Raw genomic sequence first — 25,639 nt, 5'->3', positions numbered from 1 at the left:
CTTGAAACAAAAAAGCCCCGGTGTTTCCACCGGGGCTTTCTGTTTCAGAGAAAATGCTGATTAAGCGTCTTCGTCTTTTTTCTTTTTCGGCTCCGGGGCAACCTCTTCGCCGGTTTCCTGATCGACAACTTTCATCGACAGGCGCACCTTGCCGCGGTCGTCAAAGCCAAGCAGTTTGACTTTCACTTCCTGACCTTCTTTCAGAACGTCCGACGGGTGGTTCAGGCGGCGGTTTTCGATTTGCGATACGTGCACCAGGCCGTCGCGCTTGCCGAAGAAGTTCACGAAGGCGCCGAAATCGACGATCTTCACGACCTTACCGTTATAGATCGCGCCTTCTTCCGGCTCTGCCACGATCGAGTGGATCATGTCATAGGCCTTCTGGATGGCGTCGCCGTTCGGCGATGCGATCTTGATGACGCCGTCGTCGTTGATGTCGACCTTGGCGCCCGACACTTCCACGATCTCGCGGATGACCTTGCCGCCCGAACCGATCACTTCACGGATCTTATCGGTCGGGATGTTCATGGTCTCGATGCGCGGAGCGTGCGCCGAAAACTCCTGACGGCCTTCGGTCAGGGCTTTGCCCATCTCGGCCAGGATGTGCATACGGCCATCCTTGGCTTGTGCCAGGGCTTTCTCCATGATCTCGGGCGTGATGCCTGCGACCTTGATGTCCATCTGCAGCGAGGTGATGCCGTTTTCGGTCCCAGCTACTTTGAAGTCCATGTCACCCAGGTGATCTTCGTCACCCAGAATGTCGGTCAGAACAGCGTAAGACCCGTCATCTTCCAGGATCAGACCCATGGCCACACCCGCAACCGGCGCCTTCAGCGGAACTGCGGCGTCCATCATGGACAGCGAGCCACCGCAAACCGACGCCATCGAGCTTGATCCGTTCGATTCGGTGATCTCGGAGACCAGACGGATGGTGTAGGGGAAGTCGGTGGCCGACGGCAGAACCGCCTGCAGCGCACGCCATGCCAGCTTGCCGTGACCGATTTCACGACGACCCGGAGGGCCAAAGCGGCCCACTTCACCAACCGAATACGGAGGGAAGTTATAGTGCAGCAGGAAGTTGGATTTGTAGGTGCCGGTCAGCGCGTCGATCATCTGTTCGTCGTCGCCGGTGCCCAGGGTGGTCACAACCAGACCTTGGGTCTCGCCGCGGGTGAACAGCGCCGAACCGTGGGTGCGCGGCAGAATGCCAACCGAGCTGTCGATGGCGCGGACAGTGTCCAGTGCACGACCGTCGATACGCTTGCCGGTTTTCACAACGTCGCCACGAACAACAGCCGATTCCAGCTTCTTCAGGGCGGTGCCGAGGTTGGCATCTTCTTGCTGCTCTTCGGTCAGCGAGGCGATGATCTCTTCCTTGGCAGCGGCCACGGCAGCAACGCGTTCCTGCTTGTCGGTGTTGCCGTATGCAGCGCGGATCTTGTCTTCGCCAGCGGCTTTAACAGCCTCATACAGGTCCGAGTAGTCAGCAGGCTGGAAGTCAAACGGCTCTTTCGCGGCTTCTTCGGCCAGTTCGATGATCAGGTCGATCACCGGCTGAATCTGCTCGTGCGCGAACTTCACGGCGCCCAGCATCTCAGCTTCCGACAGTTCGTAGGCTTCCGATTCCACCATCATCACGGCGTCTTTGGTGCCGGCCACAACAAGGTCCAGACGCTGGTCCGGGTTGTTGCGCAGATCGTGCATGTCGTCGCAGGTCGGGTTCAGGATGTATTCGCCATCCTCGAAACCAACGCGGCAGGCACCGATCGGGCCCATGAACGGAGCACCCGAAATGGTCAGCGCGGCCGAAGCTGCGATCATTGCCACCATGTCCGGGTCGTTGACCAGGTCGTGCGACAGCACGGTGCAGATCACCAGAACTTCGTTTTTGAAGCCGGGAACGAACAGCGGGCGGATCGGACGGTCGATCAGGCGCGAGGTCAGCGTCTCTTTCTCGGTCGGACGGGCTTCACGCTTGAAGAAGCCACCGGGGATCTTACCGGCAGCATAGTATTTCTCGTTGTAGTGAACCGTCAGCGGGAAGAAGTCCTGACCGGGCTTCTGCTGGCGCGCGAAGGTCACGTTGGCCATGACAGAGGTCTCGCCCAGAGTGGCGATGACCGAACCGTCGGCCTGACGGGCAACCTTGCCCGTTTCCAGAGTGAGGGTTTCTTCGCCCCACTCCATCGATTTTTTAGTTACGTCAAACATCATGTTTTCCTAGTTGGAAGCACTCCCGGCCCTCCGGGTCTCCCGTTGAAATGGCGGCCCCATTGCCGCCGACCCCACTATCCTATTCGAGCGCCGGGGTCCGGGCGCAAGTCTCAGATGTTTGCGCCATACATGAAAAGGGGCCGCTTGGGAAGAGGGGGTGGTTTTGGCGCCGGATTGTTTCGTGATCTGTGCTGGATTTTGCGCGGGATATCGGCAAGGGTGGCGGAAGATTGTTTAACACGTTCCAGAGCCTGCAAATGCTGCGTCCCCTTCTTTCGGTTTTTTTATTGTTCCTTGTCCTGAGCGCACCGATCGCGGCAGAGCCCGCAGCGCGCATTCTTACCATCGGTGACAGCCTGATTGCGTGGAACGGGCCGGGGCAGAAATCCGTGGCGGATGTGATGGCGCAGGAATTGGGGGAACCGGTCAAAAGCCGTGCCGTATCAGGTGCGCGGATCATCTATGGCCTGCCGATCACCGGGGCGCTGGGGATGCGGATTGCACGCCAGTTCAACCCGAAACAGCCGCGTGACTGGGTGGTGCTGTCAGGCGGCGGCAATGACCTGTGGTTCGGCTGCGGTTGCAACAAATGCGAGCGCCGGATGGGGCGGATGATTTCCGAGGATGGCCGCAGCGGCGCGGTGGTGGATCTGGTCGCGAAAATTCGCAAGTCCGGCGCACGGGTGGTGATGCTGGGCTATCTGCGCAGCCCCGGTGTGAACTCGCCGATTGAAAGCTGCCGCGATGAGGGTGACGCCTATGAGGCACGTCTGGCGATGATGGCCAAGCGCCTCAAGGGGGTGCATTTCCTGTCCAACGCTGACCTTGTGCCCCATGGCGACAAGAGCTTCCACGCCTTTGACATGATCCACCCGTCGATCAAGGGCAGCCGCGCGATTGGCAAGCGGGTGGTGGACCTGATTAAACGCGAGGATAAGGGGCGTTAAACTGGACGCTAACGCGAGGCGTTTGGGGTTTGACACAAAAAACGCCCGCCTCTTTCGAGACGGGCGCATCATTCCGAATATCGGAGCGATTAGCGGCGCAGGCCGAGGCGTTTGATGAGGTCCTGGTAACGGGCCTCGTCTTTTGCCTTGGTGTAGTCCAAGAGCTTACGACGCTGAGCAACCATTTTCAGAAGGCCACGACGACCGTGGTTGTCCTTCTTGTGGGTTTTGAAGTGCTCGGTCAGGGTCGCGATGCGCGAGCTGAGGATGGCAACCTGAACTTCGGGCGAACCAGTGTCGCCGTCTTTGGTGCCGAACTCTTTGATCAGACGAGCTTTTTCTTCGGGCGTAATCGACATCGGGGTCTCCTTTACAAGGTTAAAGTGGATGGCGCAGGCCGGGATGTCGTCCAGCAGGGCCCATGGAGGTATCGGTCCCGTTTCAGAAACCGATGCGCGCATATAGGGGGATTCTGCAGCGATGGCAAGGAAAACAAGGCTGCTCAGGGCGTGGATTGCGGGGCGTTGATCTGCTCGATGATCTGTTGCGCCCAATTTCCGATCACTGGAATGAAGTCGATCGAAGACAGCATCTGCACGACCACGGCCACAAGAAAGGTGGCGCCCAGAACCGACCCCAGCCCAAAGGCCAGTCCCCGGTAAAGCTGAAACAGGCCCAGTTTCCACAGGCTGTCATGCAGGCGGATGAAGCGGTGACTGTTCAGGTGATGCACTTCTTCCCGCAAGGCGCGGATCTCGTCACCGATGCTGGAGGTGCGGGTGTCAGCCGGCGTCTGATCTGATTTTTGCACGGAGCCTCCGTTAACTATTTCTTATATTTTTAAGGGCATTTAGTGAAAATTGAAGGCATTTTTTTTTGCAAGTTGGGTGTGATTGCGGTAGCCTCGGGCGAGTGGTTGTGTGTCACCTCACGATTCTCGTTATGGTGTGATATAAGTGGTGATGGCAAAAAATACAGGTGCCAAATGCTGTTAGGTCTATTGTTTCTCGGTCTCGTGCCCGCTGCCTTCATGGCGGAGGGTTTCCTTGAAGGCAGCAAAGAGGTCGAGCCGGATGATGTGCAGCCTACAACCAACGGCCAGACCACGGGGGAATCGACCGGCGATTTCCTGAACCCTGACAGCTCCCAGTCTCCTGATGACGGTGATGTTCTCAACCCGATTGATCAGCCGGGTGAAGGGGCTGGTGAAGGGCCGGATGCAACCTTTCTTGACAAGCTGCTGGCAGAAAATACCGACGCGATCTACGGGTTGCAGGACTATGACAAGATCACGGATGATCGTGACCCCGACCCTGTTCAACTGGGCGATGGGGATGATGTTTTTGTCGGGTCCAGCGATGGAACGGCCTCGGACGCGGCGCTTCAACTGTTTAACGGCACCCCCTTCGTCGATCTGCAAGAGGACGAGCTGGTCGAGGTGATTGACGGGCAGGGCGGCGATGACACCATCACCACAGGGGACGATGCCAGCTTTGCCTTCGGAGGTGCCGGGGATGATCTGATCACCGTGGGCGCCGCACCTGCCGCCGTTTTTGGCGGCGAAGGCAATGATCAGATTGTCGGGGCCTATACCGCAAATGAGGACCAGTATTCGGGCTATCTCGATGGGGGGCTTGGCAATGACAGCATCCTTGGCGGCGAAGGCATTGACCTGATTTTCGGTGGGCAGCATGACGATACCGGTGACGGGCCGGATGATGATACCCTGTCCGGCGGTGCCGGGGATGACCAGATTGCCGGCGGTTATGGTGCGGATGAAATCTCTGGGGATACTGGCGATGACATTCTAAATCACCTTGGCCACGCGATGGAAAACAGCGGTGCTGAGCGCAGCAGCTTTGACTGGCACATCGATGGTGACAGCGACACGCTGGATGGTGGGCAAGGCAATGACACTCTGATTTTTGATCGGTTCGATATCGCAACTGGTGGCGAAGGAGCGGATAATTTCCACCTCTATTCCGATCAGGACGCCGGGCTTGGGCATGCAACCGTCACCGATTTTGTGTCTGGCGAGGATTTTCTGCGCATCACGCTTGATCCGGATGTAGACCCCGACACCATAGCGCTCGAGGTGACCCCCTCTGATGATGGGGCGGATAGTGTGGTTTCGGTGAACGGCGAAGTTGTCGCCATCTTGCAAGGTGCGCCCGGAGCCACGGTTGCCGACCTTTATGTTGAGGTCATGGAGGAGGTCTACGCCTAACGACCGGACCGCCGTAAGTGCCCCGCAATCTGTTCTCTAGCTTTACTGACCCCCGTCAGTCGCGTTTTCGCGGTCCCAGCGCATTGGTTGCGTAGCATAGGCAATATACAGCGGATGCTTTGGATGCCCCGCTTTGCTCAGCCCAAGGTGATACAAGCGGTGGCCCCGCGCGCGCAGTAGATTTGCAACCTCACTCCCCCTGTCCCGATGCGCTCCATGTGTCCCCCAGCCGCAAATGATCTGGTCGGCCCAGTCACATCCTGCCAGCAGTTCCAGATCATTTTCCGGCCCGACCGGATCTGCCGCCTGACGCATCACCTGTGGATGCGTCTCGCGTAGGCCAAAGATGTTGACCACACGAAATCCGCCAAACCCCAATGCGCGCGCCCGGCGTTCACACCGCTCTACAGTGGGATCGTTCTGAATTTCCGTCGCCTTGGAGGGGTTCAGCATGATGAAAAGAACCCGTTTCGCCTGTGGTTCCCATACGCGCGTCAGAGCATAGCGATAATGTTCGCAATCCGAATATACCGCTACGCTGGCGGCATCGCCTTTTTGAAACTCTCGTGTAATCATGCCTGTCATTGCCCCCGCGTGACGGGAAAAGCAATCCCTTGCCAATTTTGTCCAAAAGGTCAAAACTGTTCGCTTGAGGAAAGGACACCACCATGTTGATTGCCGAGATCATTCGTAAAAAACGCGACGGGCACCGTCTGGAAATGGACGAGATTGCTGCCATGGTTCGGGGGATTACAGATCAGACTGCCAGCGAAGGGCAGGTGGCGGCTTTTGCCATGGCGGTCTTTTTCCAGGGCATGGTGCCGGACGAGGCCGCGCAACTTACCCTGTCCATGCGCGACAGCGGGGATGTCTTTCGCTGGGATGACCTGCCCGGCCCGGCGGTCGACAAGCATTCGACCGGAGGGGTGGGGGACAATGTCAGTCTGATGCTCGCACCGATTGTTGCTGCCTGCGGCGGGTATGTGCCAATGATTTCCGGCCGTGGGCTGGGCCATACCGGGGGCACTTTGGACAAGATGGAGGCCATTCCCGGCTATACCGTGACCCCCGACAACGCGCTCTTTGCCAGGGTTGTGAAAGATGTCGGTTGCGCGGTGATTGGCCAGACTGCCAATCTCGCCCCTGCTGACAAACGCTTTTACGGCATTCGTGATGTGACCGCGACTGTGGAAAGCATCCCGCTCATCACGGCCTCGATCCTGTCCAAAAAACTCGCGGCCGGGCTGGGCTCCCTTGTGATGGACGTGAAGTTTGGCAACGGGGCTTTCATGGCCAATTATGAAACGGCCAAGGATCTGGCCCTTTCTATCACGCAAGTGGCCCGCCGTGCAGGGCTGCCATGCCACGCTTTGCTGACCGATATGAACCAACCGCTGGCTTCGGCGGCAGGCAATGCGTTGGAAGTGGTCAATGCGATCGAGTTCCTGACCGGCACCAAGCAAGATCCCCGTCTGCGTGAGGTCACACTTGCCCTTTGCGCGGAAATGCTGCTCACCTCAGGCTTGCAAACAGATCGCATGGCTGCATTGACCGCGGTCACCCGCGCGCTGGATAGCGGCAAAGCGGCCGAGCTATTTGGCCGCATGGTGACGGCGCTGGGCGGCCCCGCAGACCTGATCGAAAACCACGCCGCCCTGCTGCCAAAAGCAAAGCATGTTACGCAGGTCTGTGCGCAGGCCGATGGCTTTATCCGTGCAATTGACACCCGCACTATCGGCCTTGCCGTGGTTGAACTTGGCGGTGGGCGCAGGCGCGCCTCAGATGAGGTCAATCCCGCTGTCGGGCTGACCGGGCTCCTGGATTTGGGGGTGGCAGTCTCAAAAGGTGATCCAATTGCCCTGATCCATGCAGATGATGATACCCACGCCGCCGCTGCCCATGATCAGGTTCTTGCGGCCTACCAAATCGGCGCCGCCCCCGAAAAAACACCCGCCTTACGTGACATTGTCGAAGGCTAATATGTTCAGATATCTTATCCGCAAAAACGCGTCCCGCAATGCATAAGGGGCGCTGCCCCTCGCCTCTTCGAGGCTCACCCCGAGGTATTTTGAGGCAAGAAAAAGGCGCGCGCCCCAGCATCATTTTCTGGCTAGCAAGACCCTAAAGCGTTTCGGAGCAAGCATGTGTTTCAAGTTCGTCCCGAAACGCCTACGACATTGATCTCTCTTACAGCGTTATGACTTTCCCCTGCCTCAGGTGAATGTCGTAACGCTTTAGGGTGAGGCCACGCTTTAAGCGCGGGGCCGAGGGGCAAAGCCCCTTTCGGTTTGGGCCGCGATAGCAATGTGGTGTCGTGTTGTCTTCGCGCGGGTTATTGATTGAAAACGCGGCTTGGGTGCAATTCACCCGAGCGGAATATCCCTACTGCAACAGCTTTGCCTTCAAAGGAGGCCCAGGCTTCATCGCCATATTCCACGTCGGATCCCAGCACCATGCCAGGATTGCCATGTTTCAGGCGCGTGGCACCCTCTGCGGTGCAAATCAGTTCGGGCAGTTCGAACAGACCGTCTTCCAGAGGCAGCAGATATTGGTCCAGCTCACCTGTTTTGGAGAGGCTTTCAACCAGTTCCATGCTGACACCATCCTCAACCTCAAACGGGCCGGACCAGATCCGACGCAATTCGCGAACATGGCCAAAACAGCCAAGGGCTTCGCCCAAATCGCGGGCAATGGCACGCACATACCCCCCTTTGCCGCAGGTCATTTCCAGCGTTACATGATCCGCATCATCGCGCCCGACCATCCGCAGTTCCTCGACCCAAAGTGGCCGCGCGGCAATCTCGAATTCTTCGTCGTCCCGGGCGAGCTTGTAGGCGCGTTCACCATCGATCTTGATGGCAGAAAATTTGGGCGGAACCTGCATGATCTGACCTGTGAACTGGTCAAGGGCTGCCTCGATGTCATCATCGGACGGGCGTGCAGTTGTTTCGGAAATCACCTCACCCTCAGCGTCATCGGTGTTGGTTGCCTGTCCCAGCCGCACGGTGAAGCGATAGGCCTTCAGCGTGTCCGTCACGTAAGGAACCGTCTTGGTGGCCTCCCCCAGCGCAACGGCAAGAACGCCGGTGGCTTCCGGGTCCAATGTGCCCGCGTGGCCCGCTTTTTTTGCGTCCATCGCCCAGCGCACCTTGTTCACCACCGCGTTTGAGCTGATGCCCGCGGGCTTGTCCACAACCAACCAGCCGTGAATGTCGCGTCCCTTGCGTTTGCGTGCCATATGCCGTGCCCCACAGATGAATTTTCCCACCCGCGGGTCAATCGGGGTGGCGGTGTCAGTCTAGTTGAAAAGAAGAGGTCAGTCTTCGTCGCTTCTGTCGTCGTCCAAACCTTCGTCCAGATCCCGCTGCACGTCCTCTTGTGCGAACAGGCGACGGGTTTCGTCCATCTGGTCGAAGGTTTCGTCAATCTGGAACCGTAGGTCAGGTGTGAACTTGAGGTTCGTCGACTTGCCAAGGGCGCGGCGCAGCTCGCTTTTGTTGCGGGCGAGGGCCTGAATTGCTTCGTCCTTCCCATGCCCGCCAAGAGGCAGCACATAGGCGGTGGCAATCTTCAGGTCCGGCGACGTGCGCACCTCACCCACCGTGATCGACATCCGGTTCAGCTCGGGGTCATGCACATCGCCGCGTGCCAGCACCTCAGACAGGGTGCGGCGAATCAATTCAGCCACACGCAGCTGTCGCTGCGACGGGCCATCGTGGTCATGAAATCGGTTCTTTGCCATGGCGTCCACATAGGGCGGAATGCGCAATCATGCAAGCAGGGCTTTGCCAAGCAGGGAAATGCGGGTTAGGAGAGGAACGAAATAAGGAGACAAGACATGAGCGAATTGCCGGGCATTGTTGTGATGGGGGCGTCGGGCCGGATGGGGCAGATGCTGATCAAAGAGGTTCTGGCCTCGGACAAGGCGCGGCTGGTTGGTGCGCTTGATCGCCCGGGGCATGATTGGATCGGGCGTGATGTGGGCGAATGTATGGGCGGCCAGCCGGTTGGCGTTGCGGTCAGCGATGACGCGCTGGAAACCATGTCCAAAGCACAGGCCGTGATTGATTTCACCGCCCCGTCTGCCACCGTGGATATGGCTGAAATCGCCGCGCAGGCCCGTGCTGTGCATGTGATCGGCACCACTGGGCTGACCGATGAGGACCTCGAAAAACTCCGCCTTGCCGGGCGACACGCCACCATTGTGCGGGCTGGTAATATGAGCCTTGGGGTGAACCTCCTCACCCAGCTGACCAAAAAGGTCGCAGCGGCGTTGGATGAAGATTACGATATCGAGATCATCGAAAGCCATCACCACCACAAGGTGGATGCGCCCTCTGGCACCGCATTGATGCTGGGAGAGGCTGCCGCTGAAGGCCGTGGTGTGAACCTGACGGATGTGTCTGATCGCGGCCGGGACGGGATCACCGGAGCACGCAAACGCGGTGATATCGGGTTTCATGCCATCCGCGGCGGTGACATCATTGGGGAACATGATGTTCTGTTTGCCGCTGAGGGGGAGCGCATCACGCTTCGTCACGTGGCCAGCGATCGGTCTGTTTTTGCGCGGGGTGCGTTGAAAGCCGCGCTTTGGGGGCAGGGCCAGAAGCCTGGCGAATATGACATGCTGGATGTGCTCGGTCTCTGAAGCTGCGCGTCTGTGCAGGGGCCGAAATCAGGGGCGTTGCTCCTCGGCCCCGTTCTTAAAGCGTGGCCGCACCCTAAAGCGTTTCGACATTCACCTGAGACACGGAAAAGTCGAAACGCTTTAGGATCTTGCTGACCAGAAAATAAGGGCCAGACCGCGCGCCTTTTTCTTGCCCGAAATACCTCGGGGTGAGAGCAAAGCTCGAGGGGCAGAGCCCCTTTCGGCGGGATTTGAGGGGCGCCTCAAAAGTCGATGGCGATGCCCTTTTTTTCCCAATCGCCATAGCGCACGGGTTCGGGTCCGTCACGGCCACCATATTCCTTGGGGATCTCTTTTGCGGCCGCTTCCGCCTTTTTTCGCCGTGCCTCTGCCTCGTCCAGGGCGCGTTGGGCGGCGGGGGGGAGATCTCGTTTTTCGTCGGACATGTCGATATCCTTGTCGCTATGCTGGGATTGATATAGGCCGCTCATGACAAAAAGGCAAAGGTGAGAAAATGGCGGGTGCAAGACAGGCCGGGCAAAAAGGCAAAACACGTGTCATCGACACGCGGCATGTTGTGGTGGACCTGCTGGGGGATGTGATCGAAGACAAGCGCCTGCTGTCCGAAGTTCTGCCCAAGCGCTTGAAACGTCTTGAGGTGGAAGAGCGCGCACGTGCCCAACGACTGGTTCTGACGGTTCTGCGCGGTATGGACCGTGCCGACCGGATGCTGGGACCGCATCTGAAAAAACGCCCCCCGCTCCGGGTGATGAATATCCTGCGCCTGGGGGTGGTTGAAATCTGCTCGGGGGGGGCAGCACATGGGGTGGTGAATTCCTGTGTCTCCGCCGCGCGTGAGGACCGCACCACCGAGAAGATGTCAGGGCTGGTCAACGCCGTTTTGCGCAAGATTTCGGGGGAGGTCGATAAATGGGACAAGTTGCCCGTGCCCCGTCTGCCGAAATGGCTGCGCAAACCGCTTTTGGCAGATTACGGCAAGGAAGCGGTTGAGGCGATGGAGGTCGCGCATTTTGCTGGGGCACCGCTGGATCTCTCCGCCAAATCAAATTCGGCAGGTCTTGCAGAGCGCCTGACGGGGATGCACCTGTCGACAGGGTCGGTGCGCCTGATGGATCCCGGGCAGGTGACGGCCTTGCCGGGCTATGCATCCGGCGATTGGTGGGTGCAGGATGTGTCTGCGTCTCTTCCGGCGAAGGTGCTGAACGCGCAAGCGGGAGAGCGGGTTCTGGATATGTGCGCGGCCCCCGGGGGCAAAACGATGCAGCTTGCGTCAGCGGGGGCAGATGTGACCGCTTTGGATATTTCCGAGGGGCGCATGAAGCGGGTCGAGGAGAACCTCGTCCGCACCGGGTTGCAGGCCACGACGGTTGTCGGTGACGCGCTGGAATTCGAGGACGGACCGTTTGATGCGATCTTGCTGGATGCGCCATGCACGGCAACCGGCACAATCCGGCGCCACCCGGACCTGCCACATGCCAAGGATGGGAGCGAGTTTCCGGGCCTGTTCGAATTGCAGGAATATATGATTGACCGGGCGCTGGGCCTTTTGCGGCCAGGCGGACGGCTGGTATTTTGCACGTGTTCATTGCTGATTGACGAGGGGGAAGAGCAGGTGCGGGATGCGCTGTCGCGCCACGAAGGCCTGCAACTGGACCTTGACGCGTTGCGTATTCCCGGTGTGGATGAGGGGTGGATAGGCCCCGAAGGGCTGCGCCTGTTTCCCCATTATCACGCCGATCTGGGCGGGATGGACGGGTTTTTTGTCACCGCTTTTCGCAAGGCCTGACATCGCGGTTTAACGGGCCTGCTGCAGGCGTGAAATCGCCAGATGACAGAGGCGACGCCCGGATGTATGCTCCTCTCAACCCCCGACAAAAAGAGGGGAATACTGGTTTGAGGTGAAGCCCGGCTGGCCGCGAAAAGGCCATGCAGGGCAAGGAGTTGCCAAGGTGAAGCAGGTGGCACAGCGAACGCCCCCAACAGATTTTCGAAACCAGCTCGCCAATCGCTGGCAGGCATGGCGCTCTACCCGTGCGGCGCCGGCAACGGGGTTTGTGTCGCAGCCAGAGCCACGGACAGTGGGATCTTTTGCCAGAGGCAAGCAACTGGTGGCGGGCAATTTTCTGTTTGCCGGACATCTGGTGAATGCGCCTGCATGTGGATTATGGGATCTTGCCCCGCCGAGCCCGCAATTTGCCAAGGAATTGCAGGGGTTTGTCTGGCTGGATGACCTGGCGGCCCTCGGGGATCTTCAGGCCAGGAAACGGGGCCAGGACTGGTTGATCGGCTGGATTGATCACTTCGGTGCAGGACGTGGACCGGGCTGGACCCCGGACCTGACCGGGCGGCGTTTGATCCGCTGGATCAACCATGCGCTGTTCCTGATGGCTGGAATGGAGCCTGCAAACAGCAAGCGGTTTTTCTCCTCACTTGGGCAGCAGACGATTTTTCTGTCGCGCCGCTGGCATGGGGCCAGTCCGGGACTGCCCCGGTTCGAAGCGTTGACAGGGTTGATCTATGCGGGCCTCAGCCTGACCGGGATGGAAAAGCATGTTGCGCCTGCGGTGCGCGCGCTGGCGCAGGATTGTCGTGAGCAGATTGACGCCGAAGGTGGCATTCCGACCCGCAACCCCGAAGAGTTGCTGGAGGTGTTTACCCTGCTGACCTGGGTGGCGTCCGCCCTGTCAGAAAGTGGACAGGCCGCACCGGCAGATCATCTTGCAGCCATGGAACGGATTGCTCCTACCCTGCGGGCCCTGCGCCACGCTGATGGTGGGCTGGCGCGGTTTCATGGCGGTGGGCGTGGCCTTGAGGGGCGTTTGGATCATGCGCTGGCAAGTTCCGGCATTCGCGGGGGTGCGCATCCGGGCCTGTCGATGGGATTTGCCCGGATGACCGGAGGGCGCACAACAATTGTAATGGATGCGGCCGCGCCCCCCCGGGGGAGGGCTTCTGTCAATGCTCATGCCTCGACCCTGTCTTTCGAGCTGACCTCGGGACGACGCCCGCTGATCGTGAATTGCGGCACCGGGGTGCAGTTTGGCGAGGATTGGCGCAAGGCGGGGCGGGCCACACCTTCGCATTCCACGCTGGGTCTCAAGGGGGTGTCGTCCTCACGCGTGGCGGATGCGGGGGAAGGGGCAAGTGGTCAATTGGTTCAGGCCCCCGAAGATGTGCGGGTGCAGATGACACATGATGCGGGGCGGGTGGGTATCTTTGCCGATCACGATGGCTATCTGGCCACCCATGGCCTTTTGCACATGCGTCGTCTGGAGCTGAGCGTGGATGGTCGTGACCTGACAGGGGAAGAAACGCTTGCGGCACTCGATCCCGATCATCAAGGCCGGTTTGATGCGGTGATGGATGCGCGCGGGTTGCAGGGAATTCCTTTCGCGGTGCGTTTCCACCTGCACCCGGATGTGGATGCGGCGCTGGATCTGGGGGGAACGGCCGTGTCGATGGCGCTCAGATCAGGTGAAATCTGGGTTTTCCGCCATGATGGACAGGCAGAACTGACGCTGGAAAACAGCGTTTATCTGGAAAAAACGCGTTTAAAGCCCCGTGCGACGAAACAGGTGGTTCTCAGGGCGGTCGCAATGGATTATGCGACACGCATTCGTTGGTCATTGGCAAAGGCGCAAGAGACCCCTTCGGTTCTGCGCGACCTTGAAGACGGTGACCGCGAGCTGCCACAGTAACTTCGCTGCCTAAGGGGCCAGACCGACATGACCGACCTTCATCGCGTAGAGCGCGCGCTTATTTCCGTATCCGACAAGACCGGGCTTATTGAGCTGGGACAGGCGCTGCAGGCGCGCGGTGTCGAAATCCTGTCGACCGGCGGGTCTGCCAAGGCGCTGCGTGAGGCCGGTGTGGCCGTGAAAGATGTCTCGGAAATCACCGAGTTCCCGGAAATGATGGATGGTCGGGTGAAAACCCTGCATCCCCGCGTGCATGGTGGCCTTCTGGCCCTGCGCGACAATGACGAACATGTTGCCGCCATGACCGAGCACGGTATCGGCGCCATCGACCTTCTCGTCGTGAACCTCTACCCGTTTGAGGCCACTGTCGCCAAAGGGGCCGATTATGACACCTGCATCGAAAACATCGACATTGGTGGCCCGGCGATGATCCGTGCCGCCGCCAAGAACCACGCCTTCGTGAACGTGGTTGTGGATGTGGAAGATTACGAAAAACTGCTGGGCGACATGGACCAGCATGGCGGCAAGACCTGCCCCAAATTCCGCAAAAAGCTGGCGCAGAAAGCCTATGCCCGCACCGCGGCGTATGATTCGGCCGTGTCGAACTGGATGGCCAAGGCGCTGGAACTGGACGCGCCCAAGCGCCGCGCCTTTGCCGGTGAGCTGAAACAGACCCTGCGTTATGGTGAAAACAGCCATCAGAAGGCTGCCTTCTATACCGATGGCTCGAACCGTCCCGGCGTGGCAACCGCTGTTCAGTTGCAGGGCAAGGAACTGAGCTACAACAATATCAACGACACCGATGCAGCCTATGAGCTGGTGTCCGAATTTGACCCCGCCGAAAGTGCCGCCGTGGCGATCATCAAACACGCCAACCCCTGCGGTGTGGCCAAGGGCGCGACTCTGGTCGAAGCCTATCAAAAGGCGTTCGACTGCGACCGCACCTCGGCTTTCGGGGGCATCGTGGCCCTGAACAAACCTCTGGATGCAGAAACCGCAACCAAGATCGTTGAGATCTTCACCGAGGTTGTCATTGCGCCGGGTGCGTCCGATGAGGCCAAGGAAATCTTTGCTGCCAAGAAAAACCTGCGCCTGCTGCTGACTGATGGCCTGCCGAACACGCGTGAGCCGATTGTGGCTTATAAACAGGTTGCCGGTGGCATGCTCGTTCAGGACAAGGATGTTGGCTATGTCGGTATGGAGGACCTGAAGGTTGTGACCGACAAAGCGCCGACCGATGAGCAGATGCAAGACCTTCTGTTCGCCTGGAAAGTTGCCAAACACGTGAAATCCAATGCGATTGTCTATGTGAAAGGCAACGCAACCGTTGGTGTTGGTGCAGGGCAGATGTCGCGTCTCGACAGCGCCAATGTTGCCGCGTCGAAAGCGGGCCGGATGGCGGCAGAGCTGGGGCTGGATGAAAGCCTCGCCAAGGGCTGCGCCGTGGCATCGGATGCGTTTTTCCCCTTCCCCGATGGCCTGATGGAAGCCGCCGCTGCGGGTGGCACCTGCGTGATCCAGCCCGGTGGGTCGATGCGCGATGACGAGGTGATCAAGGCGGCAAATGAGGCCGGCCTCGCCATGGTCTTCACCGGTATGCGTCACTTCCGCCATTGATCCCGATGCGTGTGATTGCTCTTTTTGCTGCCCTGTCGCTCCTGATTGATCAGGGCAGCAAGTTTTTTGTGCTGAATGTGCTGGACCTTGCGCAACGTGGCTGGGTCGAAGTGTTTCCGCCTTTTCTGAATTTCCAGATGGCCTGGAATCGGGGGGTCAATTTTGGCCTCTTCGGGTCAGATGGCTCGGCGATGCGCTGGGTGTTGATTGCCCTTGCGCTGGGCATCTCTGCCTGGGTGGTGCGCTGGGTTGTCAAAACAGGCGCGGGTCGTCTAGCGCTGATCAGTGCGGGGCTTTTGGTCGGTGGGGCGCTCGGGAATGTGGTGGACCGGGTGATTTACGGGGCCGTGGTTGATTTTCTGAACATGTCCTGCTGTGGTTTTCAAAACCCCTATTCCTTCAACGTCGCGGATATATTTGTCTTTGCCGGCGCATTTGGGCTGGTGCTTTTTGCCGATCCTGCCAAGTCCGAGTGAAAGGCGCGTGACGCGCGTTTCCAGATGGGCTAAGAAACGGTAAGAAATGGGGGTTTGCTCAATGCGCAATGTAACGATGAAAGTTCTGATCCTCGGGGCCACCGTGTTTGCGATCTCTGCCTGCAGCAGCGATGACAACCCGCGCCTGATGAACCTGAAATCGACACAAAGCAGCCCGGATGAGTTTGCCATCCTGCCAACCAAACCGTTGCAGGAACCCCCGAGCTATCGTGATCTGCCCACGCCAACCCCCGGTGGCAGCAACCTGACCGACCCGACCCCGATCAAGGACGCGGTGGCGGCACTGGGCGGCAAGCCCGGATTGCTGGATGATACCGGGATCCGGCGCAGCGAAACCGCGCTGGTATCCTACGCAGGGCGCAAAGGCGTGACGGGCAATATCCGTCAGGCGCTTGCTGCGGAAGATCTGGAATGGCGTCGTGAAAACGATGGGCGCCTGCTGGAACGCCTGTTTGACGTGAATGTCTATTTCCGTGCGTATGAGAGGATGGAACTGGATCAGCACCGCGAGCTTGAACGCCTCCGCCGTGCCGGTGTCTGGACCCCGTCCGCTCCGCCTGAATTCCTTCCGACCGAGTAAATCCGCTCCCCTCTGTTGCAGCTTTGCACTTTTGCGCGCTTGGGTGCAGAAGCTTATCAACTTTGCGTGCGCATGGCTTGCAGCCCACGTCAGGGACCCTAACTTGATCGCAACAGAACAGGAGTGTTCCATGCGACGATTGATGGCCGCCTTGGCGGTTTGTTTCGCGCTGCCGGTGCAGGCGGCACAGGATGGTGTGACAGAATTCAAGCTCGATAATGGGTTGCAGGTGGTGGTGATCGAAGATCACAGGGCACCGGTTGTCGTGCAGATGCTTTGGTATCGGGCCGGGGCGGCAGATGAAAAGCCGGGGGTTTCGGGGGTTGCGCATTTCCTCGAACACCTTCTGTTCAAGGCCACCGATACGATGGAAGCAGGAGAGCTGTCGCGGGTTGTCACGGAAAATGGCGGCTCGGACAATGCGTTCACATCGCAAGATTACACCGCATATTTTCAACGCATTGCGGCAGATCGCCTGCCGCTGATCATGCGGATGGAAGCAGACCGGATGCGCAACCTGCGCCTGACCGAAGAGGATGTGGCGACGGAGCGTGAGGTGATCCTTGAGGAACGCGCCCAACGCACCGACAGCGATCCCGGATCGCTCTTTTACGAACAGATGCGGGCCGCGCAATATCTGAACCACCCTTATGGAATTCCCGTGATTGGTTGGCGGCATGAGATGGAAAACCTCTCGCGCACGGCTGCACTGGAGTATTATCAGCGGTTTTACGCCCCCAATAATGCGACGCTGGTGGTGGCAGGGGATGTGAACCCGGAGGAGGTCAGGCAGCTTGCTGAGACCTATTACGGTCCGCTGGAACCGACGGCGGATCTTGCCCCGCGCGCCCGGATCACCGAACCCCCGCAATTGGCTGAGCGGCGTTTGCGCATGGCGGATGCGCGGGTCTCGCAACCGTATCTGATGCGCAGCTACCTGGCGCCGGAACGTGATCCGGGGAACCAGAAAGAGGCCGCAGCCCTGGTCTATCTGTCGGAAATCCTTGGCGGCTCCGGGGCCACCTCGGTATTGGGGCGGGCCTTGCAGTTTGACAACCCGATCGCCGTCTATGCAGGGGCAAGCTATGGGGCCACGGCGCTGGATGACACGAGTTTCAGCCTTGTGGTCGTGCCCAATGGGGAGACCTCTCTGCGCGCGGCGGAAACCGCTCTGGATGACACGCTGGAGACATTTCTGGCAGGCGAAATTGATGTAGCCCAGTTCGAGCGGATCAAGTTTCAGCTCAAGGCGTCTGAGATTTATGCCCAGGACAATGCACAGGCGCGGGCGGATCGCTATGGTCGTGCACTCAGCTCGGGTCTGACCCTGCAAGACATAGATGCCTGGCAGGACGTATTGCAGGCGGTCACGCCCGATGACGTCATGGCAGTGGCGCGCAAAGTGCTGAACAGGAAGCAATCGGTCACGGGTTGGCTGGTCCCCGAAGGTGGAGAGGAAATGTGATGCTGCGATTTCTCCTTGTTGTTCTGGCCCTTGTGGCCTTTCCGGCCCGCGCTGAAGTGGCCATTCAGGACGTCACCTCAAAGGCGGGGCTCAAGGCCTGGCTGGTTGAAGAACACAGCCTGCCCTTTGTGGCGCTTGAGATCAGTTTTCGCGGGGGGACCTCGCTGGATCGGCTGGGCAAACGGGGCTCGGTTGAGTTGATGACATCGCTTCTTGAAGAAGGGGCAGGTGATCTGGATGCGCGCGGGTTTGCAGAAGCCGCCGAGGCGCTGGCTGCGTCTTTCATGTTTCGGGCCGGTCGCGATGGTGTGGATGTGTCCGCGCAGTTTCTGACCGAAAACCGGGAGGAGGCCATGGCGCTGCTGCGTTCGGCCCTGATCGAACCCAGATTTGAAGCGGATGCAATTGAACGGGTCCGCGATCAGCTCCTTTCGAACCTGCGTTCCCGCGCCACGGACCCGGCCGATATCCTGTCGGAAACCTGGGATGTGACCACCTATGGCGACCACCCCTATGGCAGCTATGATGGCGGCACGGTGGAAAGTGTCGAGGGGCTGACGCGTGAGGACCTGCTGACCGCCTATCGTGATACTTTGGCGCTGGATCGGGTCTATATTGCCGCGGTTGGGGATATCACGGCCGATGAACTGGCCGAGTTGATGGACCGTCTTCTTGAAGGGCTGAGCGCCGAAGGGGCACCCTTCCCCGAGCGGGCGGAAGTCTCCTGGAACGGTGCGCAGACCGTGATCCCCTTTGATACCCCGCAATCCATTGCGCGGTTTGGTCATGGTGGGATCGACCGTGAGGATCCGGATTTCTTTGCCGCCTACCTGATCTCGCAGATCATGGGCGGTCTGGGATCCGACAGCCGGTTGATGCAGGAAGTGCGCGAAAAGCGGGGCCTGACCTACGGGATCGGTGCCTATCTGTTTGATCGTGAATATGCCAACGGGTTCGCCGGGCAGTTCTCCAGCCAGAATGCCAGCATGGCCGAGGCGGTAGAGGTGGTTCGTCAGGAATGGGCCGACATGGCGCAGAACGGTATCAGCGCCGAGGAGCTGTCGGCGGCAAAAACCTATCTCACCGGTTCTTATCCGCTGCGCTTTGATGGCAACTCGAATATCGCCAACCTTCTGGTGGGGATGCAGATCGAAGGCCTGCCGATCGATTATATCTCCACGCGCAATGACAAGGTGGAGGCCGTGACGCTGGAACAGGCCAACCGGGTTGCAGGTGAAATTTTCCGCCCGGAGGAGCTGACCTTCATGATCATCGGAAAGCCAGACGGGCTGGCTGATCAGCCCGCATCGAACTAACTGGAGGGGGAGCCCAGAGCCGCCGACACGCGCCTGTGCTTCCCCGTTCCGAATCGGGTGTCGAATCGGGCGGAGCCATGCTAAATTTTGTGGTATGCCCGAGGACACCCCCCATATGAGCTTGAATTCCGCGCCGAAACGCCCTGTGATCCGCCAGCTGGATGACGCTGCGATCAACCGGATTGCAGCCGGTGAAGTGGTCGAACGCCCTGCGTCTGCGGTCAAGGAACTGGTGGAAAATGCCATTGATGCGGGGGCCACCCGGATTGAGGTGGCTTATGCCGATGGCGGCAAGACGCTGATCCGGGTGACCGATGACGGGTGTGGCATCGCGCCCGAAGATCTGCCACTGGCCCTGTCGCGCCATGCCACGTCAAAGATTGATGGCTCCGACCTGCTTGATATTCACACTTTCGGTTTCCGGGGTGAGGCGCTGCCATCGCTGGGGGCCGTCGCAAGGCTTACCATAACATCGCGCGCCGAAGGGGGCGAGGCTGCAACCCTGCGTGTGACCGGCGGCAAGATGGGGTCGGTGAAGCCCGCGGCCCTGTCTCAGGGGACGATGGTCGAGTTGCGGGACCTCTTTTTCGCCACACCCGCCCGGTTGAAATTCATGCGCACGGATCGGGCCGAGGCGCAGGCGATCAATGATGTGATCAAGCGTCTGGCCATGGCAGAGCCACATGTGGGCTTTACCTTGCGCGATGTGTCGGGCGGAGGGGAGGGGCGCGTGACCTTCCGTGCTGATGCCCAGTCCGGCGATCTGTTTGATGCGCTTTATGGTCGGCTGACCCAGATCCTGGGCCGTGAGTTTACCGAAAACGCGCTGGCAATTGATGCCACGCGGGAAGGGTTGCGGCTGACGGGCTATGCCGCGCTGCCAACCTATTCGCGCGGGGCGGCGGTGGCACAGTTCCTGTTTGTGAATGGTCGCCCGGTGAAGGACAAACTGCTGACCGGCGCATTGCGCGCGGCATATTTCGATTTCCTGTCGCGCGACCGCCATCCCGCGGCGGCGCTTTTCATCACCTGTGATCCGCAACTGGTGGACGTGAACGTGCACCCGGCCAAATCCGAGGTGCGCTTTCGTGATCCGGGGCTGGCGCGCGGGCTGATCGTGTCGGGGCTGCGCCATGCGCTGGCAGAAGCTGGCCACCGTGCGTCGACCACCGTGGCCGGGGCCACCCTTGGGGCGATGCGCCCGGAGGAGCCCACCGCGACCGGTGCTGCGCGGGTTTACCAGATGGACCGCCCCTCAATGGGGGCCTTGCGTGCCTCGTATCAGGGGCAAGCGCCGCAAAGCCTGCCAGAGCGGGACTATGGCGCGCCGGGGTTTTCCGAGATGGCAACCCCGTCTGCCCGGTTCGAAGATGAAGTCCTGGACCCATCCCCCACACCCGTTGACGCGGTTCGGGCCACGGAATTGCCACTGGGGGCCGCCCGGGCGCAGGTGCATGAAAACTATATCATCGCCCAGACTGAGACCGGGATCGTGATCGTTGATCAGCACGCCGCACATGAACGGCTGGTCTATGAAAAGCTCAAACACCAAATGGCGGAAAACGGCGTGGCCTCGCAGGCTTTGTTGATCCCGGAAATCATCGAACTGTCCTCAGACGAGATTGCCCGTCTGTTGGAGGTGGCCGAGGATCTGAAAACCCTTGGACTGGTGATTGAACCATTTGGCGGCACGGCGGTTGCCGTGCGCGAAACCCCGGCAATCCTGGGCGAGGTCAACGCCACCGCGATGATCCGGGATGTGTTGGATGAGCTTGCGGATCTGGGCGACAGCAACACGGTGCAGGCGCGGATCGAAGCGGTTCTGTCGCGGGTGGCCTGCCATGGCTCGATCCGGTCCGGGCGCTGGATGCGTGGTGAGGAAATGAATGCGCTTCTGCGCGAGATGGAAGCAACGCCGCATTCGGGGCAATGCAACCATGGCCGCCCCACTTATGTGGAGTTGAAGCTGGCAGATATCGAAAGGCTGTTTGGGCGCACATGATTGAAATCGGAGAATTTTCACTGCCATTGATCCATCCGCTTGCATTGGTGGCAGCAGGCGTCGTGGCGCTGATCCTGATCTTGCTGATGCTGTCCCTGCGGCGCGCCGGGCAATCGGCACGCATGGGGGAGGATCTGGCCCGGCAGATGCACTGGCTCGGGCAGAACGTGCAGCAGCTCGGCCAGGGGCAGGAGCAGCTCCGCGGTGGATTGAACCATGTGTCAGACCAGCAGGCCAGCGCGCAGGTGCAGGTGATCCAGACCGTTGAGGCCCGTCTTGGCGCAGTGCAGCAGCAGATGAATGACCGGCTGCATGACAATGCGATGAAATCCGCCCGGGCGCTGGCTGACATGCAGGAACGGATGAAGGAAAGCCTGCAGGGATCCGCGGTGAAAACCACCGAAAGCCTGACCCAGCTGCAGGAGCGCCTGAAGGTCATCGACAAGGCGCAGGACAATATCACCCGGCTGTCTGGGGATGTGCTGTCGCTGCAGGATATTCTGTCCAACAAGCAGACCCGCGGGGCGTTTGGTGAGATCCAGTTGCGCGATATCGTCTCAAAGGCGCTGCCCGCTGACAGCTTTGGATTGCAGGTCACCCTGTCGAACGGCAAACGCGCGGATTGCCTGATCCACCTGCCCAACCCGCCCGGGCCGATTGTGATCGACAGCAAGTTTCCGTTGGAAGCCTATGAAGCGCTTGTCGCGGCCAGCACCGAGGCGGAGCTGAAAGCTGCGATGCAGATGTTTCGCAGCTCGGTGCGCAAGCATATCAACGATATTTCCGACAAATACATCATCGAAGGTGAAACTGCGGATGGGGCGCTGATGTTTCTGCCGTCTGAGGCGGTTTATGCCGAGCTTCACGCCAAGTTTCCCGATCTGGTGCAGGAAAGCTTTACCAAACGCGTCTGGATTGTTTCCCCCACCACCTGCATGGCGACGCTGAATACGATGCGGGCGATTTTGAAAGACGCAAGGATGCGGGAACAGGCCGGGGCCATCCGCAAGGAATTGCATCTTCTGTCAGCGGATGTGGGACGGCTGGGCGATCGGGTTGCCAATCTCGACCGGCATTTCCATCAGGCTTCCAAAGATATTTCCGACATCAAGATTTCCGCCGAGAAAGCGGGTAACCGCGCGAAACGGCTGGATAATTTTGACTTTGAAGAAGTGGCGGCCGAGGACCAGACCGTGGTGCCGATCGGGAAGGCGCCAAGCTGACTGCAGCTGACTGTCTGGGCCGAACAAATTTCTTCTGTTTCCGGGCAACGAACTGCGCAGTGCTACGTCCCAGTGTTTCGGGCGAAACGGTTTAATGAGAAAACCGGGTCGGCGAAAATGCTGCGATATCGAAGCTCGGGCTCTTTTCCTGTGCCAGATCTGAAATCACCTTTCCGGTGATCCCCCCCAGGGTGAGGCCGATATGTTGGTGCCCAAATGCAAAAAGCACACGGTCGGAATGCGGCGAGGGACCAATGACCGGCAGGGCATCGGGCAGGGTGGGGCGGTGGCCCAGCCACGTCGCATCCGGCTTTCCGAGCGGGCCGAACATGTCTTGTGATTTTCGGGTGAGGTAATCGGTGCGACCTGTGTTGAAGGGCGCGTCGAGGGCGTTGATTTCCACCGTGCCAGCAATCCGCAGCCCCTCCGCCATTGGCGTTGCGTAAAACCCGGCTTCGGCCCAGCCCACGGGGCGTGAAATCAGATGGCCGTGGTTGCGATAAAGCACATGATAGCCGCGTTCCGTGCCCAGCGGCAGATGCTCGCCCCCCGTCCCCTGGATGCGTCGTGAATATGCGCCTGCGGTGAGGGCAAATCTGCGCGCGCGAAGGGGTCGCTGGCCCTCAAGATGTGCGGTTACACCTGTTTTGTCAGGGGAGATGCGGCCAATGCCCTGCGCGAGATACGCCCCTCCCAGCTCTTCAAACCGGGCACACATGCGCGATACCAGCAATTCGGGGCTGGTCACGTGGCGGGCCCCTTTGAACAACAGGCCGCGATAGAGGGGAAGGGTCAGGTTCGGTTCCAGATCCCGCAACTCGTCAGGGGAGAGTTCGTCAAACGCCACCCCCTGTGCGCGGCGCATCTCATTGCCGTGGCGCGCATTGTCATAGCCGGATTTTGACGACCAGACATAAAGGCAGTCATTCTGGACAATCAGGTCCTGGGCGCGGGCCTCGGCAATCAGCGGATCAAGGCCCGCATCTGCCTGTGCCAGAAACTGGCCGAGGGCGCGGGTAATGTGGCGAACCCGGCCGGCACGGCAATTGTTCAGAAAGGACAGCATCCAGCGGGGATTGCGCAGCCCGTGCCAGAGGTTGAAGCTGAGCGGGCTGTCCGAACTGGTCAGAAGCTGGGGCAGAGAGGTCAGGACAGAGGGGGAATTGACCGGAAGGCACGCATAGGTGGCGATGGTGCAGGCAGAGCCGGACGTGGTGCCGGAACCGGGCGGGTTCGGGTCACATAGCGCCACCCGCAGGCCCGCCTTTTGCGCATAAAGCGCGGTGGACATGCCGACAATGCCAGCCCCGGCCACGATCAGGTCAAAGTCATCTTGCTCTGTCACGTACCTGTCTGGTCCTTGTCTTTCGGGACATCCTCACGGGTTTCATTCAGCTCCATATGCCCCTCGGTTCGGCTGAACACCCGGCGCAGCATCGGTTCAAAGAACTCAAGCGGTTTGGTGGGGTAGTCCGGGTCGAAACTGGCCTGATCATACTCGTGACAGAACCGCACACAGGCGTCGTAATGCGGGCTGTCCTTGTATTTCTCGCGGGCATGGCGATCACCGCCAAGGTGATGGTTGTAATAGTAGCCCTGGAAAACGCAGTGATGTTTCAGGATCCAGTATGTGCGCTCACTGACATAGGGTTTCACGATGGCAGCGGCGAGTTCACCATGGTTGAACGGGGCCAGCGTATCACCAAGGTCATGCACAAGGGCGGCCACGATCAGATCCTCCGGCTCCCCCGCTTCATGGGCCCGCGTGGCGGATTGTAACGAATGCTGGTAGCGGTTGATCGGATAGGGGGTGTCCTCTTCGTCCAGTTCCTTCAAGGCCACCAGCAGCCGGTCAACCACGGCATTTGCATAAGCCTCGTCATATTCCATAACGGCAAGGAAATCTTCCTTGGTGGCGGTTTCGAAACTGGTCCAGCCGGGTCTGGGCCACTTGGATTGAGCGGTGTCTGGCATGGCGTCCTCCCTTTTCGGAAAGCCTAACGCCCTTGGGACGCCATGCCGAGTTGTTTGCGACAGGATAATGTCGTTCGTGGCGTGTCGCTCAGGCGATGTGATCGACAATAGCCAGATGTTGAGCAAGGGTGCGCACCTCACCCATCCAGCTGTCGATCAGGGCCGGATCCGAGGGGGCTGCGCTGACGCCTGCGGAAATTTTGCCCCCTTGCACCGCTTCAATCGCCAAAGAGACCGGCGTGGAGACAAGCCGCGCCATGGCGGTGCCACGGGCGTCGCCCCAGGCATCCATCACATAGGTTTTGTGATAGGTGGCCGCGCCATCTTTTTCCGCTTTCAATGCCACACACATGATCACGCGGTCAGGCTCGCCTTCGTCATAGGCATTGTCCTGCCAGAACTGGTCGGACATTTCCTTGAGGCGCGCATCACCTGCCGCACCTTCCAGCGTTTCAACCTCGGCAAACACATCTTTCCACGCATCGGCCCAGCCGTTCAGGCGCAGGGTGCCGCGCACAAACAGATCGGTGTTCCAGTCCGGATCAAAGCCGTATTCTTCCATGAACGGCAGGCTGTCCCGGTTGGGATAGACCTCGAAACTTTCGGCCTGCGGCAGCGGGGCGTCATAGGCGGAAATCGCATCCCATGGGCGGGCCACGTCAAAAACCTTGCCGCCTTTCAGGGATCTGGATGGTGAACGCAGCGCCTTCAGTACCCCCAGCGGCGACCAGCTGAATTTGTATCGGAACGGGTTGGCCGTTTTCGGCACCCCACCGCAATACGAGATGAACGAGAGCACCTGCCCCTGATCCGTGTCCTGACTGGCGCGGTAATCAGCCACCAGCCAATGGGCCATCAAATGGTCAATGCCGGGGTCCAGCCCAACCTCGTTTACCGAACACAGACCCGCATCTTTGAACTTGGCATCCAAGGCGCGCATCTCGGGGGAGATGTAGCTGGAGGACACGAAATGTGCGCCGTTTTTCAGACACAGTTCCGCCACCGGCACATGCAGATCACCGGGCAGCATCGACACGGCGATGTCACCGGGTTGAAGGGCCGCATCCAGCGCGTCCATCTCAAAGGCGCGGATGTCCTTTGCTATGTCGCCCACCGCTTCGCGGGCCTTGTCGATGGTTCGGTTCCAGACCACCACATCCTGTCCATTCTCGATCAGGCGACGCAGGCCGGGGATGGCCGACAGGCCGGTGCCACACCAATGGATGGTCAT

General features: G+C 59.7%; 23 protein-coding genes. 13 read left to right on the top strand and 10 right to left on the bottom strand.

Translation table 11 applies throughout. The annotated features are described in order from the left end of the window. Window positions 1-60 precede the first annotated feature (60 nt). On the bottom strand, window positions 61-2,211 hold the full coding sequence (gene pnp / locus K3J57_RS12460; protein ID WP_173486745.1) for a polyribonucleotide nucleotidyltransferase: 2,151 nt from the start codon (window positions 2,209-2,211) through the stop codon (window positions 61-63). A gap of 290 nt (window positions 2,212-2,501) precedes the next feature. On the opposite strand from pnp, the gene K3J57_RS12455 reads away from it, so the two are divergent. After that, window positions 2,502-3,161, top strand: a complete 660-nt coding sequence (locus K3J57_RS12455; RefSeq protein WP_259796135.1) for an SGNH/GDSL hydrolase family protein — start codon at window positions 2,502-2,504, stop codon at window positions 3,159-3,161. Window positions 3,162-3,250: 89 nt separating this feature from the next. Here K3J57_RS12455 and rpsO read toward each other — a convergent pair whose 3' ends face one another. Beyond that, entirely contained in the window at window positions 3,251-3,520 is a 270-nt protein-coding gene (gene rpsO, locus K3J57_RS12450) for a 30S ribosomal protein S15 (protein WP_055192751.1), read from the bottom strand. Window positions 3,521-3,663: 143 nt separating this feature from the next. Then, entirely contained in the window at window positions 3,664-3,972 is a 309-nt protein-coding gene (locus tag K3J57_RS12445) for a DUF5665 domain-containing protein (RefSeq protein WP_235477701.1), read from the bottom strand. Window positions 3,973-4,146: 174 nt separating this feature from the next. Between K3J57_RS12445 and K3J57_RS12440 the strand changes: the two genes are divergently transcribed. Further along, entirely contained in the window at window positions 4,147-5,388 is a 1,242-nt protein-coding gene (locus K3J57_RS12440; RefSeq protein WP_259796133.1) for a calcium-binding protein, read from the top strand. Window positions 5,389-5,430: 42 nt separating this feature from the next. On the opposite strand, the gene K3J57_RS12435 is transcribed toward K3J57_RS12440, so the two are convergent. Further along, window positions 5,431-5,964, bottom strand: coding sequence for a DUF1643 domain-containing protein (locus K3J57_RS12435; RefSeq protein ID WP_259797783.1), 534 nt, complete (start codon window positions 5,962-5,964; stop codon window positions 5,431-5,433). 92 nt (window positions 5,965-6,056) lie between these two features. On the opposite strand from K3J57_RS12435, the gene deoA reads away from it, so the two are divergent. Further along, complete coding sequence (gene deoA / locus K3J57_RS12430; RefSeq protein WP_259796131.1) at window positions 6,057-7,367, top strand: thymidine phosphorylase; 1,311 nt, start codon at window positions 6,057-6,059, stop codon at window positions 7,365-7,367. A gap of 353 nt (window positions 7,368-7,720) precedes the next feature. On the opposite strand, the gene truB is transcribed toward deoA, so the two are convergent. After that, complete coding sequence (gene truB / locus K3J57_RS12425) at window positions 7,721-8,626, bottom strand: tRNA pseudouridine(55) synthase TruB (protein ID WP_259796130.1); 906 nt, start codon at window positions 8,624-8,626, stop codon at window positions 7,721-7,723. Between the two features lie 78 nt (window positions 8,627-8,704). After that, complete coding sequence (rbfA, locus tag K3J57_RS12420; protein WP_055192870.1) at window positions 8,705-9,130, bottom strand: 30S ribosome-binding factor RbfA; 426 nt, start codon at window positions 9,128-9,130, stop codon at window positions 8,705-8,707. A gap of 96 nt (window positions 9,131-9,226) precedes the next feature. On the opposite strand from rbfA, the gene dapB reads away from it, so the two are divergent. Then, on the top strand, window positions 9,227-10,036 hold the full coding sequence (gene dapB / locus K3J57_RS12415) for a 4-hydroxy-tetrahydrodipicolinate reductase (protein ID WP_055192747.1): 810 nt from the start codon (window positions 9,227-9,229) through the stop codon (window positions 10,034-10,036). Between the two features lie 242 nt (window positions 10,037-10,278). On the opposite strand, the gene K3J57_RS12410 is transcribed toward dapB, so the two are convergent. After that, window positions 10,279-10,461 carry a DUF1674 domain-containing protein gene (locus K3J57_RS12410; RefSeq protein WP_259779186.1) on the bottom strand — a complete coding sequence of 61 codons (183 nt, stop codon included), beginning with the start codon at window positions 10,459-10,461 and terminating at the stop codon, window positions 10,279-10,281. A 68-nt stretch (window positions 10,462-10,529) separates the two neighbouring features. Here K3J57_RS12410 and K3J57_RS12405 point away from each other — a divergent pair, with 68 nt between their 5' ends. The 9 genes from K3J57_RS12405 to K3J57_RS12365 all read left to right on the top strand — a co-directional run bounded on the left by K3J57_RS12405 (window position 10,530) and on the right by K3J57_RS12365 (window position 22,434). Then, the gene (locus tag K3J57_RS12405) at window positions 10,530-11,822 is read left to right on the top strand and encodes an RsmB/NOP family class I SAM-dependent RNA methyltransferase (RefSeq protein WP_259796128.1); all 1,293 of its coding nucleotides are present in this window, start codon (window positions 10,530-10,532) and stop codon (window positions 11,820-11,822) included. Between the two features lie 172 nt (window positions 11,823-11,994). Next, complete coding sequence (locus K3J57_RS12400) at window positions 11,995-13,734, top strand: heparinase II/III family protein (RefSeq protein WP_259792143.1); 1,740 nt, start codon at window positions 11,995-11,997, stop codon at window positions 13,732-13,734. A 27-nt stretch (window positions 13,735-13,761) separates the two neighbouring features. Next, the gene (gene purH, locus K3J57_RS12395) at window positions 13,762-15,351 is read left to right on the top strand and encodes a bifunctional phosphoribosylaminoimidazolecarboxamide formyltransferase/IMP cyclohydrolase (protein ID WP_259792142.1); all 1,590 of its coding nucleotides are present in this window, start codon (window positions 13,762-13,764) and stop codon (window positions 15,349-15,351) included. Between the two features lie 5 nt (window positions 15,352-15,356). Beyond that, entirely contained in the window at window positions 15,357-15,827 is a 471-nt protein-coding gene (lspA, locus tag K3J57_RS12390) for a signal peptidase II (RefSeq protein ID WP_173486737.1), read from the top strand. Between the two features lie 61 nt (window positions 15,828-15,888). After that, entirely contained in the window at window positions 15,889-16,428 is a 540-nt protein-coding gene (locus tag K3J57_RS12385; protein WP_259792130.1) for a DUF3035 domain-containing protein, read from the top strand. A 130-nt stretch (window positions 16,429-16,558) separates the two neighbouring features. Next, window positions 16,559-17,893 carry a M16 family metallopeptidase gene (locus K3J57_RS12380; RefSeq protein ID WP_259792128.1) on the top strand — a complete coding sequence of 445 codons (1,335 nt, stop codon included), beginning with the start codon at window positions 16,559-16,561 and terminating at the stop codon, window positions 17,891-17,893. Continuing rightward, window positions 17,893-19,209, top strand: coding sequence for a M16 family metallopeptidase (locus tag K3J57_RS12375; RefSeq protein WP_375542807.1), 1,317 nt, complete (start codon window positions 17,893-17,895; stop codon window positions 19,207-19,209). Before K3J57_RS12380 ends, K3J57_RS12375 begins: the two co-directional genes overlap by 1 nt. 94 nt (window positions 19,210-19,303) lie before the next feature. Beyond that, window positions 19,304-21,211 carry a DNA mismatch repair endonuclease MutL gene (gene mutL, locus K3J57_RS12370; protein WP_259792124.1) on the top strand — a complete coding sequence of 636 codons (1,908 nt, stop codon included), beginning with the start codon at window positions 19,304-19,306 and terminating at the stop codon, window positions 21,209-21,211. Continuing rightward, complete coding sequence (locus tag K3J57_RS12365) at window positions 21,208-22,434, top strand: DNA recombination protein RmuC (RefSeq protein ID WP_259796124.1); 1,227 nt, start codon at window positions 21,208-21,210, stop codon at window positions 22,432-22,434. Before mutL ends, K3J57_RS12365 begins: the two co-directional genes overlap by 4 nt. Window positions 22,435-22,525: 91 nt before the next feature. On the opposite strand, the gene K3J57_RS12360 is transcribed toward K3J57_RS12365, so the two are convergent. The 3 genes from K3J57_RS12360 to K3J57_RS12350 all read right to left on the bottom strand — a co-directional run bounded on the left by K3J57_RS12360 (window position 22,526) and on the right by K3J57_RS12350 (window position 25,639). Beyond that, window positions 22,526-23,779, bottom strand: a complete 1,254-nt coding sequence (locus tag K3J57_RS12360) for an NAD(P)/FAD-dependent oxidoreductase (protein WP_259792123.1) — start codon at window positions 23,777-23,779, stop codon at window positions 22,526-22,528. Beyond that, entirely contained in the window at window positions 23,776-24,408 is a 633-nt protein-coding gene (locus K3J57_RS12355) for an HD domain-containing protein (RefSeq protein WP_259784928.1), read from the bottom strand. Before K3J57_RS12355 ends, K3J57_RS12360 begins: the two co-directional genes overlap by 4 nt. Window positions 24,409-24,496: 88 nt before the next feature. Then, complete coding sequence (locus tag K3J57_RS12350) at window positions 24,497-25,639, bottom strand: saccharopine dehydrogenase family protein (protein ID WP_259796122.1); 1,143 nt, start codon at window positions 25,637-25,639, stop codon at window positions 24,497-24,499.

It is taken from the genome of Aliiroseovarius crassostreae, from assembly GCF_025137635.1.
GTDB classification, from domain to species: Bacteria; Pseudomonadota; Alphaproteobacteria; order Rhodobacterales; family Rhodobacteraceae; genus Aliiroseovarius; species Aliiroseovarius crassostreae.
The sequence above is the reverse complement of the archived record's forward strand: the minus strand, read 5'-3'. Positions and strand labels throughout refer to the sequence as shown.